This is a genomic window from Roseateles sp., assembly GCF_052436255.1.
In the GTDB taxonomy this organism is placed as follows: Bacteria; Pseudomonadota; Gammaproteobacteria; order Burkholderiales; family Burkholderiaceae_C; genus Pelomonas.
The window spans coordinates 1-14,939 of the sequence record NZ_JBQVNP010000130.1 but is presented as its reverse complement, the minus strand read 5'-3'; the positions used below and the strand labels follow the sequence as shown (position 1 = coordinate 14,939).

Annotated in this window: 13 protein-coding genes and 1 pseudogene; 7 read left to right on the top strand and 7 right to left on the bottom strand. The window is 68.9% G+C overall.

What is annotated here, in order from left to right:
* From ACT6S0_RS21755 to ACT6S0_RS21735, 5 genes and pseudogenes are all read left to right on the top strand, one after another.
* A pseudogene (locus tag ACT6S0_RS21755) lies at positions 1-280 on the top strand (F0F1 ATP synthase subunit gamma); the annotation flags it as partial.
* A 41-nt stretch (positions 281-321) separates the two neighbouring features.
* Positions 322-1,734: a F0F1 ATP synthase subunit beta gene (gene atpD, locus ACT6S0_RS21750; protein ID WP_444765858.1), complete on the top strand. Its 1,413-nt coding sequence runs from the start codon at positions 322-324 to the stop codon at positions 1,732-1,734.
* 76 nt (positions 1,735-1,810) lie between these two features.
* Entirely contained in the window at positions 1,811-2,224 is a 414-nt protein-coding gene (locus ACT6S0_RS21745) for a F0F1 ATP synthase subunit epsilon (RefSeq protein WP_444765857.1), read from the top strand.
* 21 nt (positions 2,225-2,245) lie between these two features.
* On the top strand, positions 2,246-3,352 hold the full coding sequence (locus ACT6S0_RS21740; protein WP_444765856.1) for a PP2C family protein-serine/threonine phosphatase: 1,107 nt from the start codon (positions 2,246-2,248) through the stop codon (positions 3,350-3,352).
* A gap of 118 nt (positions 3,353-3,470) precedes the next feature.
* Positions 3,471-4,304, top strand: a complete 834-nt coding sequence (locus tag ACT6S0_RS21735; RefSeq protein WP_444765855.1) for a D-hexose-6-phosphate mutarotase — start codon at positions 3,471-3,473, stop codon at positions 4,302-4,304.
* Positions 4,305-4,311: 7 nt separating this feature from the next.
* Here ACT6S0_RS21735 and ACT6S0_RS21730 read toward each other — a convergent pair whose 3' ends face one another.
* Genes ACT6S0_RS21730 through ACT6S0_RS21720 form a run of 3 tightly spaced genes read right to left on the bottom strand, consistent with a single transcriptional unit; the run spans position 4,312 to position 6,360 of the window.
* Complete coding sequence (locus ACT6S0_RS21730) at positions 4,312-4,830, bottom strand: TPM domain-containing protein (RefSeq protein ID WP_444765854.1); 519 nt, start codon at positions 4,828-4,830, stop codon at positions 4,312-4,314.
* A complete protein-coding gene (locus ACT6S0_RS21725) occupies positions 4,830-5,738 on the bottom strand; it encodes a TPM domain-containing protein (RefSeq protein ID WP_444765853.1) in 909 nt (302 codons plus the stop codon). The genes ACT6S0_RS21730 and ACT6S0_RS21725 overlap by 1 nt, the downstream gene beginning before the upstream one ends.
* Positions 5,739-5,745: 7 nt before the next feature.
* The gene (locus ACT6S0_RS21720) at positions 5,746-6,360 is read right to left on the bottom strand and encodes a LemA family protein (RefSeq protein WP_444765852.1); all 615 of its coding nucleotides are present in this window, start codon (positions 6,358-6,360) and stop codon (positions 5,746-5,748) included.
* A 96-nt stretch (positions 6,361-6,456) separates the two neighbouring features.
* Here ACT6S0_RS21720 and hemE point away from each other — a divergent pair, with 96 nt between their 5' ends.
* Entirely contained in the window at positions 6,457-7,536 is a 1,080-nt protein-coding gene (gene hemE, locus ACT6S0_RS21715; RefSeq protein WP_444765851.1) for a uroporphyrinogen decarboxylase, read from the top strand.
* A 320-nt stretch (positions 7,537-7,856) separates the two neighbouring features.
* Positions 7,857-9,932: a primosomal protein N' gene (locus ACT6S0_RS21710; protein ID WP_444765850.1), complete on the top strand. Its 2,076-nt coding sequence runs from the start codon at positions 7,857-7,859 to the stop codon at positions 9,930-9,932.
* Here the strand turns inward: ACT6S0_RS21710 and ACT6S0_RS21705 are convergent.
* From ACT6S0_RS21705 to ACT6S0_RS21690, 4 genes are all read right to left on the bottom strand, one after another.
* Positions 9,929-10,612: an FxDxF family PEP-CTERM protein gene (locus ACT6S0_RS21705; protein ID WP_444765849.1), complete on the bottom strand. Its 684-nt coding sequence runs from the start codon at positions 10,610-10,612 to the stop codon at positions 9,929-9,931. The genes ACT6S0_RS21710 and ACT6S0_RS21705 overlap by 4 nt on opposite strands.
* A 146-nt stretch (positions 10,613-10,758) precedes the next feature.
* The gene (locus ACT6S0_RS21700) at positions 10,759-11,139 is read right to left on the bottom strand and encodes a hypothetical protein (RefSeq protein ID WP_444765848.1); all 381 of its coding nucleotides are present in this window, start codon (positions 11,137-11,139) and stop codon (positions 10,759-10,761) included.
* Positions 11,140-11,245: 106 nt separating this feature from the next.
* Positions 11,246-13,309 (bottom strand): ATP-dependent helicase, encoded by a 2,064-nt coding sequence (locus ACT6S0_RS21695; protein ID WP_444765847.1) that lies wholly within the window; start codon positions 13,307-13,309, stop codon positions 11,246-11,248.
* Positions 13,310-13,319: 10 nt separating this feature from the next.
* Positions 13,320-14,939, bottom strand: a 1,620-nt coding sequence (locus ACT6S0_RS21690; RefSeq protein WP_444765846.1) for a hypothetical protein, incomplete at its 5' end; no start/stop codon positions are given.

Below are 14,939 nucleotides of genomic sequence, written 5' to 3'. Positions count from 1 at the left end.
GGACAACGCCGGTGGCAGCGACTGGGACTACATCTACGAACCCGAAGCAGCCACCGTCATCGACTAACTGAAGATGCGCTACGTGGAAGCCAAGGTGTACAAGGCGGACGCCGAGAACATGGCGTCCGAGCAATCCGCCCGCATGGTGGCCATGAAGGCCGCGACCGACAACGCCGGCACGCTGATCGGTGAGCTCAAGCTGGTCTACAACAAGACCCGCCAGGCCGCGATCACCAAGGAACTCTCCGAGATCGTCAGCGGCGCGGCCGCGGTGGGCTGATCCAGCCCGAACGCAAAGATTTGAATTGAAGGAACGCACAAATGGCTAACACTCAAGCAGTCGGCAAGATCGTCCAGTGCATCGGCGCCGTCGTCGACGTGGAGTTCCCGCGTGACCAGATGCCCAAGGTGTACGACGCGCTGAAGATGCAAGGCTCGGCACTGACGCTGGAAGTCCAGCAGCAGCTGGGCGACGGCGTGGTCCGCACCATTGCGCTGGGTTCGTCCGACGGCCTGCGCCGCGGCACCGAAGTCTTCAACACCGGCGACACCATCCAGGTGCCGGTCGGCAAGGCGACCCTCGGCCGCATCATGGACGTGCTGGGCAACCCCATCGACGAACGCGGCCCGGTCTCCTCCGAGCTGACCGCCTCCATCCACCGCGCCGCCCCGGCCTACGACGAGCTGAGCCCGTCGCAGGACCTGCTGGAAACCGGCATCAAGGTGATCGACCTGATCTGCCCGTTCGCCAAGGGCGGCAAGGTGGGCCTGTTCGGTGGCGCCGGCGTCGGCAAGACCGTCAACATGATGGAGCTCATCAACAACATCGCCAAGGCGCACAGCGGTCTGTCCGTGTTTGCCGGCGTGGGTGAGCGCACCCGCGAGGGCAACGACTTCTATCACGAGATGTCGGACTCCGGCGTCGTGGTCCAGGACAAGCTGGAGGACTCCAAGGTCGCCATGGTCTACGGCCAGATGAACGAGCCCCCGGGCAACCGTCTGCGCGTGGCTCTCACCGGCCTGACCATCGCCGAGTCTTTCCGTGACGAAGGCAAGGACGTGCTGTTCTTCGTGGACAACATCTACCGCTACACGCTGGCCGGCACGGAAGTGTCTGCGCTGCTGGGCCGCATGCCTTCCGCCGTGGGCTACCAGCCGACGCTGGCCGAGGAAATGGGCCGCCTGCAGGAGCGCATCACGTCGACCAAGGTCGGCTCGATCACCTCCATCCAGGCCGTCTACGTGCCTGCGGACGACCTGACCGACCCGTCGCCTGCGACGACCTTCGCCCACCTGGACGCCACCGTCGTGCTGTCGCGTGACATCGCCTCGCTGGGCATCTACCCCGCGGTGGACCCGCTGGACTCGACGAGCCGCCAGATCGACCCCAACGTCGTCGGCGAAGAGCACTACTCGACCACCCGTGCCGTGCAGCAGGTGCTGCAGCGCTACAAGGAACTGCGCGACATCATCGCCATCCTGGGCATGGACGAACTGTCGCCGGAAGACAAGCTGTCGGTGGCCCGCGCGCGCAAGATCCAGCGCTTCCTGTCGCAGCCCTTCCACGTCGCCGAAGTCTTCACCGGCTCGCCGGGCAAGTACGTGCCGCTGAAGGAAACCATCCGCGGCTTCAAGATGATCGTGGCCGGCGAGTGCGACCACCTGCCGGAGCAGGCGTTCTACATGGTCGGCACCATCGACGAGGCGTTTGAGAAGGCCAAGAAGATCCAGTGAGCTTAACCGGGGTGCCCCGCGTGCCCCGTCTCTCGCAAGACCTTCTTCAACTTTGAATCGCTAAGGAAGATTGAACATGGCAACCCTCCACGTCGACGTGGTCTCCGCCGAAGAGCAGATCTTCTCGGGCGAGGCCAAGTTCGTCGCCCTGCCGGGCGAAGGTGGCGAGCTCGGCATCCTGCCGAAGCACACGCCGCTGATCACCCGCATCAAGCCGGGCGCCGTGCGCATCGAGCGGCCTGACGGCACCGAAGAGTTCGTCTTCGTGGCCGGCGGCATCCTCGAGGTGCAGCCCAACCGCGTGACCGTGCTGGCCGATACCGCCATCCGCGGCAAGGACCTTGACGAGGCCAAGGCCGTCGAGGCCAAGAAGCAGGCCGAGGAAGCGCTCAAGAACGCCAAGAGCGAGCTCGACCAGGCGGCCATCCAGAACGAGTTGCTGACGCTGGCCGCCCAGGTCGCCGCGCTGCGCAAGTTCCGCAAGAAGTAAGGCGCGGCGTCGCGCACGGCGATGGACGAGCCAGCGCTCGGCACACCCCTTTCGAGCGCGGCCCCGGCCGCGCTCGGTGCTTGTGGCCGGCACTTCTTGGTCGTCGTCACCGGCCAGGAGCCCGGAAGGCGCATTCCGCTGCTGGACAAGCCCCTGGTGATCGGCCGCCGCACGGCCGCCGACCTTGTGCTGCCCGAGCTGCAGGTGTCGGGCCTCCACTGCCGTATACAGGTCGACGCGGATCGCCCCGCGCTCAAGGTCACCGACCTCAAGTCCACCAACGGCAGCTTCATCAACGGTCGCCGGATCACGGGCAGCGCCTATCTCGCGCCGGGTAGCCTGCTGGCCGTGGGCCAGCACCTGTTCCGCCATGACTTCGAGCCGCCGGAGCTTCGCGTCCGCGCGGCCCAAGGGGACACCGAGCGTGCATCCAGCGTGGCCGCGTGGTTGCCGGCGCCGGGCCGGGACCGGCATCAGCCCGGCCCGGTTCACACCGATCACTGCTACCACCCCGCCGAACCGCCCCGCGGTGCCGGCTTCGCCACGCTGGCCTTGCCCGGGGACCGCGTCGGTTTTCTTCTCATCGATGTCTGTGGCCCGCATGGGCATGCCGCCCAGCACGCCGTGCGCGTGCTGCGGGAACTGCGCGCCATTCATGACGTCGGCGGCCCCGCCGAACTTTTCGGCCTTCTGCATGCGCGCTGGGGCGAGAGCGACAACGGCGGGCTCTTCTTCACCGCCTGGGCGGCCGTTTACGACCCGGCCAAGCGCCGGCTCAGCCATGCCTGTGCGGGCCAGCACCCCGCGCTGCTGCGCGTCCCCGATGGCGAGATCCAGCGCCTGGACGCCATCAATCCGCCCATCGGCCTGCTGCCCGACACGGAATTCGTCGAAGAAAGCCTGAGCGTGCCTCCCGGCAGCCGCCTGCACATCTTCAACAAGGGCGCGTTCGACGTCATCGACCGCAGTGGTCGCCGCCTGGAACTGGACGATTTCGAGGCCCTGCTGGCCTGCCTGCCGCCTGCGCGCGGCAGCGTGCCTGAGCAGGCGTTTGCGCAACTGCGGCAGCAGGCAGGGCACGTGACCTTGGACGACGACTTCCTGCTGGTGCAGGCGGAGTTCGTCTGATCACGCGCGACATGCTCGTGCAGGCTTGCCCTCGCGGCGGCTGATCATCGGGAGCCGCAAGGCGTCCAAAGTTTGAGGTAGAACGGCAGGCTTAGCGCCTGCCCTTTCCTTTGATGCCATGAACACAACCAACGATCTGCTGATTGCCGCGCCCGACGGCGCAAAGGCAAGCTTGAGCCTCCGGGGCGGCCACCTCCTGTCCTGGCAACCCGCCGGCGCCCCAGAGCAGCTCTATCTTTCCCCGCGCAGCGAATTCATCCCCGGCAAGGCCATCCGCGGTGGCGTGCCGGTGTGCTTTCCGCAGTTCGCCGAGCGCGGCCCGCTGCCCAAGCACGGCTTTGCCCGCACGCTGCCGTGGGAGCTGGTCAGCAGCGAGCAGGGCAAGGACGATGCGCTGGCCGTGCTGCGCCTGCGCGACAGCGAGGCCACGCGCGCGCTCTGGCCGCATGCCTTCGAGCTGGAGTTGAGCGTGCGCGTTGGCGGCCGCACGCTCGACATCGAACTGGCCTGCGAGAACCTCGGTGACAGCCCTTTGCAGTTCACCGCCGCCCTGCACACCTATCTGCGCGTGGCCGACCTGGACGCGGTCAGCGTCGAGGGCCTGGCCGGGCTGCGCTATTTCGACAGCATCAAGCAGGCCGAGGCGCTGCAGCGCATGGACTTGCTGCTGACCGGCGAGAAGGGCGTGCTGGACCTGGACCGCATCTATTTCGGCGTCAAGGAGCGGCCGCTGCTGGTGAGCGAGGACCGTCGCCAGGTCGTCATCCGGCAGCAGGGCTTCGACGACGCGGTGATCTGGAACCCCGGCCCCGAGCGCTGCGCCAGGCTGGCCGACATGCCGCCCGAGGGCTGGTCGGAGATGCTGTGCGTGGAGGCGGCCTGCGTCGGCCGCCCCGTCGAGCTGCAGCCCGGCGAGAGCTGGGTCGGTCGGCAGAGCCTGACGCTGGCTTAGCCGCCGATCACCCGAGCAGCGGTTCGTCCGGCAGCTCGTTGGGCCGCGGCGAGGCGGTGCTCGCGTCGCGCGGGAAGTGCGTCACCAGCATTGCGTCCACCGCGGCAATGGCGTCGCTGAGGCCCTGCTCGAAGTGGCCCGCACGAAAGGCGTCGCGCATCGTGTCCACAAGCTGCTGCCAATGGCCGGCGTCGATGCGCCGTGCCGCCGCCCGGTCGGCCACGATCTCGATGCGGTGGTCCGCCAGCAGCAGGTAGATCAGCACGCCGTTGTTCAGTTCGGTGTCCCACACCCGCAGCTTGGCGAACATCGTGATCGCCCGCTCGCGCGCCGGCGCATCGCGCCACAGATAGCTCAGCGGCAGGCTGGCTTCCACGCAAACGCGGATCTCGCCCGTGTGGCGCATCTCGCTCTCGGCCACGCGTTGCTGCAGCCGCACCAGCGCCTCGGCGGGCAGCACGCGGCGGGCGTCGTCCTCGTCCCACATGCGGTGGCGCAGGAAGCGCTTCAAGGACAGTCGCGCCATCACCAGTCTCCCGAGGCGCCACCGCCGCCGAAGTCGCCACCACCGCCAGACGAGAAGCCGCCGCCCCCACCGAAACCGCCGCCCCCACCAAAGCCGCCCCCGCCGCCGAAGATGATGGGCGGAATGAAGACGCCGCCATGGCGACGCGTGGCGCGTGAGCTGCGCCGGGCCGAGCCGATGCCCAGCAGGCCGACCAGGACGAGCGCCCCGATGGCGGCGATGCCGGCCATGACGAGGCCGCCGCTGAACACCCAGCCGGCCGCACCCGCCGCGCCGGCCGTGGCGACGCTGCCGAGCTTGCGGCCGAGCAGGCCGGTCAGCAGCATGCCGACGACCGGCACGCCGATGAAGAAGAGCAGCCCGAGGTCCTGGAAGCCGAAGACCTCGTCGCCACCGCGGGCCTGCGGCGCCTGGTCAGGCGCCGGCAGGCCTTCGCCGGCGATGCGCGCCTGCAGGCGCTCGATGGCCGCCTTCAGTCCACCGGCGTAGTCACCGGCCTGGAAGGCGGGCTTCATCGCCGCATCGATGATCTGCCGCGCGGCCAGGTCGGGCACGGCGCCTTCGAGTGCCTTGGCCACCTCGATACGCATCTTGCGGTCGTTCTTGGCCACGACGATCAACAGCCCGTCGCCGGCGGCGCGGCGGCCGATCTTCCATTGATCGGCCACGCGCTGCGCATAGGCGGCGATGTCCTCGGGCGCCGTGGTGGCGACCATCAGCACGGCGATCTGCGGGCCGGACGCCTGCTCGTAGGCCGCCAGCTGCGCCTCCAGCGCCTCGCGTTGCCCGGCGTCCAGCGTGCCGGTCTGGTCGATCACGCGGGCGCTCAGTGGCGGCACCGGTTGCACGTCCTGGCCGTGCGCAAACGCTGCCGCCATCAGCAGCAGCAAGGCGGTCAACCAGCGCATCGCGCGCTCACCGGGACGCGGCGGGCGCCTTGGGCTGGGCGGTGCCGAAGTCCACCGTCGGTGCGGTCGTGATGGCCGCCTCGTTCTGCACGGTGAAGTTGGGCTTGGGGTCGTAGCCGAACACCATCGCCGTCAGGTTGTTCGGGAAGCTGCGCGTGTGCACGTTGTAGGCGGACACCGCCTGGATGTAGCGGTTGCGCGCCACGGTGATGCGGTTCTCGGTGCCTTCGAGCTGCACGCGCAGATCCTGGAAGCCCTGGTTGGCCCTCAGGTTCGGATAGTTCTCGGTGACGACCAGCAGGCGCGACAGCGCGCTGCTCAGTTCGCCCTGCGCGGCCTGGAATTTCTTCAGGGCTTCGGCATCGTTGACGAGTTCGGGCGTGACCTGCACGGCCGTGGCGCGGGCGCGTGCCTCGACGACGCGGGTCAGCGTCTCCTGCTCGAAATTGGCTTCGCCCTTGACCGTGTTGACGATGTTGGGAATCAGGTCGGCACGGCGCTGGTATTGGCTCAGCACCTCGGCCCAGCTGGCGTTGACCTGTTCGTCGAGCGACTGGAACTGGTTGTAGCCGCAGCCCGACAGGCTGAGGGCGGCGGCCAGGGCGACGAGGAATCTGATCATGAGCGGGCCTCACGGCAACAAGGTGAGCCGAGTATGGGCAAACCGCGCTCCCGCGTCCAACCCGCGGCGCAAATTCCAGCAGGGATAATTTCGGCCATGTTTGCCCCGCTTCAGAACGACAACTTCCTGCGCGCCTGCCTGCGCCAGCCCACCGACCACACGCCGATCTGGCTGATGCGCCAGGCCGGCCGCTACCTGCCCGAGTACCGCGCCACGCGCGAGAAGGCCGGCAGCTTCATGGGCCTGGCCACCAACCGCGACTACGCCACCGAGGTCACGCTGCAGCCGCTGGAGCGCTATCCGCTGGACGCGGCCATTCTGTTCAGCGACATCCTGACCGTGCCCGACGCGATGGGCCTGGGGCTGACCTTCCAGCAGGGCGAGGGCCCGAAGTTCGCGAAGGTCGTGCGTGACGAAGCCGCCGTTGCGGCGCTCGAAGTGCCCGACATGGACAAGCTGCGCTATGTGTTCGACGCGGTCACGTCGATCCGCCGTGCGCTGAACGGTCGGGTGCCGCTGATCGGTTTCTCGGGCAGCCCCTGGACGCTGGCCTGCTACATGGTCGAGGGCGGCGGCTCGGACGACTACCGCCAGGTCAAGAGCCTGATGTATGCGCGCCCCGACCTGATGCACCGCATGCTGGACATCAACGCCCGCGCCGTGGCCGCCTACCTGAACGCGCAGATCGAAGCCGGCGCCCAGGCCGTCATGCTGTTCGACTCCTGGGGTGGTGTGCTGGCCGACGGCGCCTTCCAGCAGTTCAGCCTGGCCTATTCGCGCCAGGTCTTGAGCCAGGTGAAGACCGAGCACGAGGGAGTGCGCATCCCGCGTATCTTGTTCACCAAGGGCGGCGGCTTGTGGCTGGACGAGATTGCCGATGCCGGGGCCGATGTCGTCGGCCTTGACTGGACGATGAACCTGCGCACCGCACGCGCGCGCGTCGGCGACCGCGTCGCGTTGCAGGGCAACCTGGATCCCAATGTGCTGTTTGCGCCGCCCGAGGTCGTGCGCGCCGAGGCGCGCAAGGTGCTGGACAGCTACGGGCCCGCGACACCGGGCGCGGGTCACATTTTCAATCTCGGCCACGGCATCAGCCAGTTCACGCCGCCGGAGAGCGTGACGGCCCTGGTGGACGAGGTGCACAGCCACTCCCGCAGACTGCGCCCTTCGTCCTGACCCCCGCCCTCAAATCTGCACCGAAGCGATGGACTTATCCCCAAATATTGGGATGCGGGCGGCGCGCTCGGTCCTTGGTGCAATGCACCTAAGAGTTTTCCCGGATTTGTGCTAAGTGCTTGATTTTCAAAGCGACACCTAGAACGTGGCGCTGACCGCGTTTGGCGCGATTCGGCCGGTCGACGCGCTCTATCGGACCCGGCGGGCGGATTTGCTCACAAACTTATCCACAGAAATTGTGGGCAACCCAAGAGCCTTTTAAATCATGCACTTGGAGCCGCTTGCTGACCTACTGCTTCATAAGAAGCCGGGAGCTGCGCATGCCTGACCCGCGGCCCGCCGCAGTGGTGCGGATCGCTGTCGACGCGCCCCAGCACAGCGGCCTGGCCGGCCCGCTTGATTACGCCAGTGAGCAGGCACTCGCACCAGGCCGTCTGGTTCGCGTGCCGCTGGGCAGGCGCGAACTACTGGGGGTGGTGTGGCCGGGCGACGCAGCGCCGGCGCCGGAACTCGTCTTGCGGCCCGTTGCCGCTGTTTTCGACACGCTGCCTCCGCTCGGGGCCGACTGGTGCCGGCTGCTCGATTTCGCCGCCGGCTATTACCAGCGCAGCGTGGGCGAGCTGGCCAGTGCCGTGCTGCCGCCCCAGCTGCGCGAGCTCTCCCCGTCCCAACTGGCCGCGCGGCTGCGCAAGCTGGACAAGAAAACAGCCCTGACGGCCGCGCCCACCCCGGTGCGTCCCGAGCTGGCGCCCGAGCAGGCCGTGGCCGTCGAGCGCATTGCCGCCCAGATCGACGCACGGTCGCCGAAACCGCTGCTGCTCTTCGGCGTCACGGGCAGCGGCAAGACCGAGGTCTATCTGCGCGCTGCCGAGGCCGCACTCGCCGCCGGCCGGCAGGTGCTGGTGCTGGTGCCGGAGATCAACCTGACGCCGCAGCTGGAAGCCCGCTTCACCGAGCGCTTCGCCGCGCTGCTGCCGCAGCCGCTGGCCATCGTGGCCCTGCACAGCGCGCTGACGCCGGCCCAGCGCCTGCAGCATTGGCTGGCCGCCCACCTCGGCCGCGCCCGCCTGGTGCTGGGCACCCGGCTGGCCGTGTTCTCGTCGTTACCGGACCTCGGGCTGATCGTCGTCGACGAGGAGCACGACCCCTCCTACAAGCAGCAGGATGGCGCGCGCTACTCGGCGCGCGACCTGGCGGTGTGGCGCGGCTTCGATCTGAAGATCCCGGTCGTGCTGGGCTCGGCCACGCCGTCGCTGGAGAGCTGGCAGCACGCTGAAAGTGGACGCTATGAGCGCCTGACGCTGGCCGCGCGCATCGGCGGCGGCGCGCTGCCGCGGGTGCGCCTCTTCGACATGAAGGCCTTGCCGCCGAGCGCTGGCGTCACCACCGCGCTGACCGCGCCGCTGCTGGCGGCACTGAAGGAGCGGCTGGACCGCGGCGAGCAGAGCCTTGTGTTCCTGAACCGGCGTGGCTATGCGCCGGTGCTGCACTGCGGCGAATGCCAGTGGAAGAGCGACTGCCCGCATTGCAGCGCCTGGCGCGTCTTCCACAAGCGCGACCGCACGCTGCGCTGCCACCACTGTGGCTTCACCGAGCGCGTGCCCAGAGCCTGCCCCAACTGCGGCAACCCCGACATCGCGCCCATCGGCCGTGGCACCGAGAAGCTGGAGGAGCAGCTGACCGAGGCCCTGCCCGGCGCGCGCGTGCTGCGCATCGACGCCGACTCCACGCGTCGCAAGGGCGAGCTGGAGGCCCAGCTCAAGGCGGTGCACGACGGCGACGTCGACATCCTGGTCGGCACGCAGATGATCACCAAGGGCCACGACTTCCGCCGCATCCGCTTCGTCGCGGCGGTAAACCCGGACGGGGCGCTGTTCAGCAGCGACTTCCGCGCGCCGGAGCGGCTGTTCGCGCTGCTGATGCAGGCCGGGGGCCGCGCCGGGCGCGACGCCGAACGTGACGTGGAGGGCGCGACGCCGGCCGAGATGTGGGTGCAGACCTGGCACCGCGACCATGCCCTCTACCAGGCGCTGGCGCGGCACGACTATGTGCGCTTCGCCAAGACCCAGCTCGAAGAGCGCCGCTCGGCCAGCCTGCCGCCGTTCTCGCACCTGGCCTTGCTGCGCGCCGAGGCGCGCACGGCGGAGGCGGCCAAGGCCTTCCTGATGGCTGCGGCCGAGCTGGCGCAGGACGAAGGCGTGCTCGTCTACCCGCCAGTGCCGCACGCCGTGGCGCGCGTGGCAGATGTGGAGCGCATGCAGATGCTGGTGGAAGCCACGCAGCGCGCGCGGCTGCAGGCCTTCCTGCGAGGCTGGGTTCCCGAGCTGATCGCGCTCAAGCGCGATCACAAGGCCGTGCTGCGCTGGGCGGTCGACGTGGACCCGTTGGCGATCTAGCGGCCCAGCGTACTGGCCAGCGCGACGGCACGACGCGCCTCGGCCCGGCGGCGCAGCGTGCGTGGCAGCAGGAAGACGGCCGCCAGCGCGGCCAGCGTCAGGGCCAAGGTGCCGGGCTCGGGGATGCGGTTCAGGCTGACGTTGTCGAGGTTGGCGCCCAGGCTGTCGCTGGTGCCGACCGACGCAAAGCTCAGCAAATTGCGGCCGGCCTGGGCCGTCACACGGTATTGGTGCTGGGTCCAGTCGTTGCCGCTGCCGCCGAGGCCGGTCAGGGTGGCGTCAAGCAGGTTGCCGTTCCAGAACACCTGCAGGCCATTGCTTGACGCGGCCACGTATTCGCGGGGCGCGTACCAGAAGCTCAGGTTGTAGCTGGCGCCATTGCCGAGGTTGTCCAGGTACTGGCCGATCAGCGTGTTGCCCGTCGTGTCGAGCTCGATGTAGTTGCGGCCCTCCTGGGCAGCGCCGGCCACGTTGTTGCGGATCTCGAAGCCGGTGCCGGGGCCGCCGAGCCACGTCCAGCCCGCGGTGGACGCGACGTTGACCCAGCTGCCATTGCCCACCACCGTGCTCTCGAAGCCGCCGTTGACGAGCAGGTTGCCGGCCGGCGCCGGTGCGGCGATGGCGCTTGGGCCCGAGGCGATCAGGGCGAGCACAGAGAGCAGGGACAGGGCGCGTTTCATCGGGCGTGGACGGGGCTGGTGGGGTTGGCCGCGATTCTTCGGCCAGCCCGGCCCGGCGCCGGGTGCAGACTTCACGCCTGTCTGGGCGACCCCCTCAGACCGGTGTGCGGTCTGTGACGCAATTCACCGAAGCGGCGCTGCGGGCCTCAGCCGCGTGGCGAGTGGTCCAGCGTGCTGGCCAACGCAGCGGCGCGGCGTTGCTGTTCCAGGCGGCGCAGCGCCCGGTTCAGCGGGCGGGCCAGCAGCAGCGCGATCACGCCGCCGGCGACAAGCAGCGTGCCGCCATCGACTTCAGGCGCGAGGGCTTCGAAGCTGGCGCCGGTATCGGTCTGCTGGGCGGCCGGTTTCCAGGCGTTGCCTGGGCTCAGCGCGGTCAGGCTGGCTGACCCGAGCCGGGTGGCGTCGGCCATGGCGACGCGCGTGGTCGTCTCGACCGCGTCCTGTGGGTGTGCCTGATCACGCGCGGCACCGGCCGGGGCGAGGGAACTGAAGGCAGCGAGGGTGACAGCAAAAACCAGGGCTTTCATGCGGGTTCACCGTGGAAAGAAGGGCTGGAACGCATTGTTGGCAGCCTACCGTGGCTGGGTTGTGAAGACTTCACGCGCACAGGGGGTCCCCCCGCGAATGAGCGATTCAGTCTTGACTTGTTGACGCAGCCCGCGCCGCGGCCTTGGCAGCCAGCTCCTCGCGCATGCGTTTGAGCTTTTCGCGCGGGTCTTCGCGGGTACTGCCTTCATTGAGCTTCATCTCCGCCAGGAAGCGGCTGGGAATACCCACGACGGTGTCGCGGCCTTTCTTGCGCCGCCGCAGCGTCGACACCGCCAGCGTCGTGCGTGCGCGGGTGATGCCCACATACATCAGCCGCCTTTCCTCCTGCAGCGCCTCCGGCGTCAGCTCGGCTTCCTCGCGCTTGAAGGGCAGCAGGCCCTCGTTGACGCCGGCCAGCACCACGTGCGGCCACTCCAGGCCCTTGGACGCGTGCAGCGTCGTCAGCGTGACCTGGTCCTGCTCGTCGCCGCGCTCGGCCAGCGACAGGATGACGCTGATGGTCTGGGCCACGTCCAGCACGCTCTGCTTGGGTTCGGTGAAGCTGACACCGCCTTCCTCGCTGTGCTGGCCACCGCAGCGCTTGGCGACCCAGTCGACGAAGTCCAGCACATTGCCCCAGCGGGCCTGCGCGACCTTTTCGTTCTCCTCGTTGTCGAGCAGGTGGGCCTCATAGGCGATGTCCTTGAGCCATTCCATCAGCATCGCGTGTGCGGCGGTATGGCCCTCCGTGTGCCTGGCCTTGTACTGCAGCTCGTTCACATAGCGGCCGAACTCGTGCAGGCCGTCCAGCGCACGCTTGGTCAGCGCGGTGGCCAGGCTCTCGGCAAAGAGGGCCTCGAACATGCTGCACTTCCATTGCTTGGAGAACTCGCCTAAAGCGCCCAGCGTGGTGTGGCCGATGCCGCGCTTGGGTGTCGTCACCGCGCGCAGGAAGGCGGGGTCATCGTCCTGGTTCACCAGCAGGCGCAGCCAGGCGCACAGGTCCTTGATCTCGGCCTTGTCGAAGAAGCTCTGGCCGCCGGAGACCCGGTAGGGAATCTGCGCGCGGCGCAGCGCCTGCTCGAAGACACGGGCCTGGTGGTTGGCGCGGTACAGGATGGCCACGTCGTTGTAGGCCGGCGCCTTGCCTTCGCTGCGCAGCGCCTGGATGCGCGCCACTGCCCGCTCGGCCTCGTGCTCCTCGCCATCGGCCTCCAGCAGCACGACGGGCTCGCCGTCGCCGAACTCGCTCCACAGCTTCTTCTCGAAGATCTTGGGGTTGCCGGCGATGACATGGTTGGCCGCGCGCAGGATGGCGCCGGTGGAGCGGTAGTTCTGCTCCAGCGGGATGACCTTCAGGCTCGGATAGTCGACCGGCAACCGCTTGAGGTTCTCGATGGTCGCGCCGCGCCAGCCGTAGATGGACTGGTCGTCGTCGCCTACGGCCGTGAACATGCCACGCTCGCCCACCAGCGCCTTGAGCAGCTCGTACTGCACGGCGTTGGTGTCCTGGTATTCGTCCACCAGCACATAGCGCAGCTTGTCCTGCCACTTGGCGCGCGCCTGGGCGTCGTTGGTCAGGAGCTTGAGCGGCAGGGTGATGAGGTCGTCGAAATCCACCGCCTGGTAGGCCGCCAGGCGCTCCTGGTAGCGCACCATCACCGCGGCGGCGGCGCGCTCGTCATCGTCCTTGGCCACCTGCGCGGCCTCGGCCGGTCCCAGGCCCTGGTTCTTCCACAGCGAAATCGTCCATTGCCAGCGGCGCGCCTGGTTGATGTCGGTCGTGCCGCCGGCATCCTTCAGCACGTTGAGCACGTCGTCGCTGTCGAGGATGGAGAACTGCTCCTTCAGGCCGACGCGCGAACCCTCTTCGCGCAGCAGGCGCACGCCCAGCGAGTGGAAGGTCGAGATCGCCAGGTCCTTGGCCGCCTTCTTGCCCACCAGCGCCTTGGCCCGCTCGCGCATCTCCTGGGCGGCCTTGTTCGTGAAGGTGATCGCGGCGATCTGGCTGGCCCGATAGCCCGAAGCCAGCAACTGCGCGATCTTGGTCGTGATGACCTTGGTCTTGCCCGAGCCCGCCCCGGCGATGACCAGGCAGGGGCCGCTCAGGTGGTAGACGGCTTCGAGCTGGGCCGGATTGAGGCCGGCCGATGGCGGGGCAGAGGACATGGGGGGCGGATCATGCCACCCTGGCCACGCCCTCTCCCGGCAGGGCGCGCAGGCCGAGCCCGAGCAGCAGCAGCGTGAAGAACAGGAAGCCGATGCGCGGCGCATCCAGCAGGCTGTCGAAGGCGCCGACCGTGCCGAAGCCGATCAGCGCGGCCACGATGGCGGGTGCCAGCGGGTGGTCGCGGCCGCGGCCGAAGGACAGGCGCACCAGCGCCAGGACATAGGCGCTGCCCAGCAGCGCCAGGCCCACCAGCCCTTGCTCGAACAGCACATGCAGGGCCGCGTTCTTCATGTGCCAGGGCATGTGGTGGCGGTCGCTGGAGAAGAACCAGCGCGCCATCTCGCGGTTGAAATCGCCGTTGACGAGCAGCGCCTTGCCCTGCGCGTCGTGCAAGGCGATGCGGCTGATGTCGACGCGGGCACTGCGCGTGTCCAGCGCCATCGAGAAGGTCACGAAGCGCGGCGCCCACCAGTCGCCACCCAACGCCGGCACGGGGCCGAGCTTGAACTCGCTGGTCTGCCAGCGCAGCGCGCCGTCCTCGGCTTCATCCGTGCGCAGGGGCTTGAGCAGCGGCTGGACGCCAAAGCAGTTGTCCGGGTAGATCAGGTTCTTCTCGCAGATCTGCAGACCGAGCACGGCGTCGTTGGCCGTGCGGCTGACCAGTGTCACCGTGACCGGGCCGGGCGCCGGTGCGGCAATGCGCTGGCTGACGCGCAACTGCTCGCCGCGGCCCAGCACATGCTTGCCGGCGGCCATCGCCAGGAAGGCTTCGGGTTCGTCGTTGCGCAGCCGGTAGTCGCCCACCTGGGACTGGACCGGGCCCTCGTAGAAGTTGCTCGGCACGAAGCGGCCCGCGCCCTTGCCCAGCAGCCATTGCTGGCCGCCGTGCAGCAGGCGCAGGCCGTCGCGCCAGTGCGTCAGGCGGGACTGGCCATCTTCCTTCCAGGTCGCGACGCGGTCGCGCAGATAGGCGCCACCACCCAGCGCCGCGACGATGGCCATGACCAGCAGCAGCCCCGCCACCAGCAGGGCGCGTTTGCGCCAGCCGGCCTTGCCGGCATTGGCCGCGCCTTGCAGCGGCCACAGCCGCGGGTCCAGCAGCATGGCGGCCCACAGGCCGGCCAGTGCGAAGCCGGCGGTCAGCGCCGTCCAGCGGCCGGTGGTGCCGCCCCAGTAGTCGGCCACGATGACCATGGTGGCCAGCAGCCAGAACCAGCTGGTCGACACCGTCAGCACGTAGAGGGGCCGGCTCTGGCCAGGCGCATCGCGCCAGCGCAGCGCCGCGCAGCACAGCAGCGCGACGACGTTCAGCACATAGGCCGCCTTCGGCACGGCCATCGACAGCGCCCAGCTTGCTCCGCCCAGCGGCAGGGCCAGCAGCGCGCCCATGACGACAGCCGTCAGCCGCTGGCTGAAGGCGGGCAGCCACAGGCTGGCCGGCATCACCAGCAGGATGACCATGACGAAGAACAGCGCCAGCAGGCCGCGGTAGCCGCCGCCGCCGAACACCAGCACCGCTGCCAGCGCGAAGGCGCCGGCCATCGCGAGCGCGCCGACCTTGGCCAGGCGCGGCAGCGGTGCGTCGACGACGCCCAGCGTGCTGTCGAAGGCGCTGCTCGCCGGCCCGGC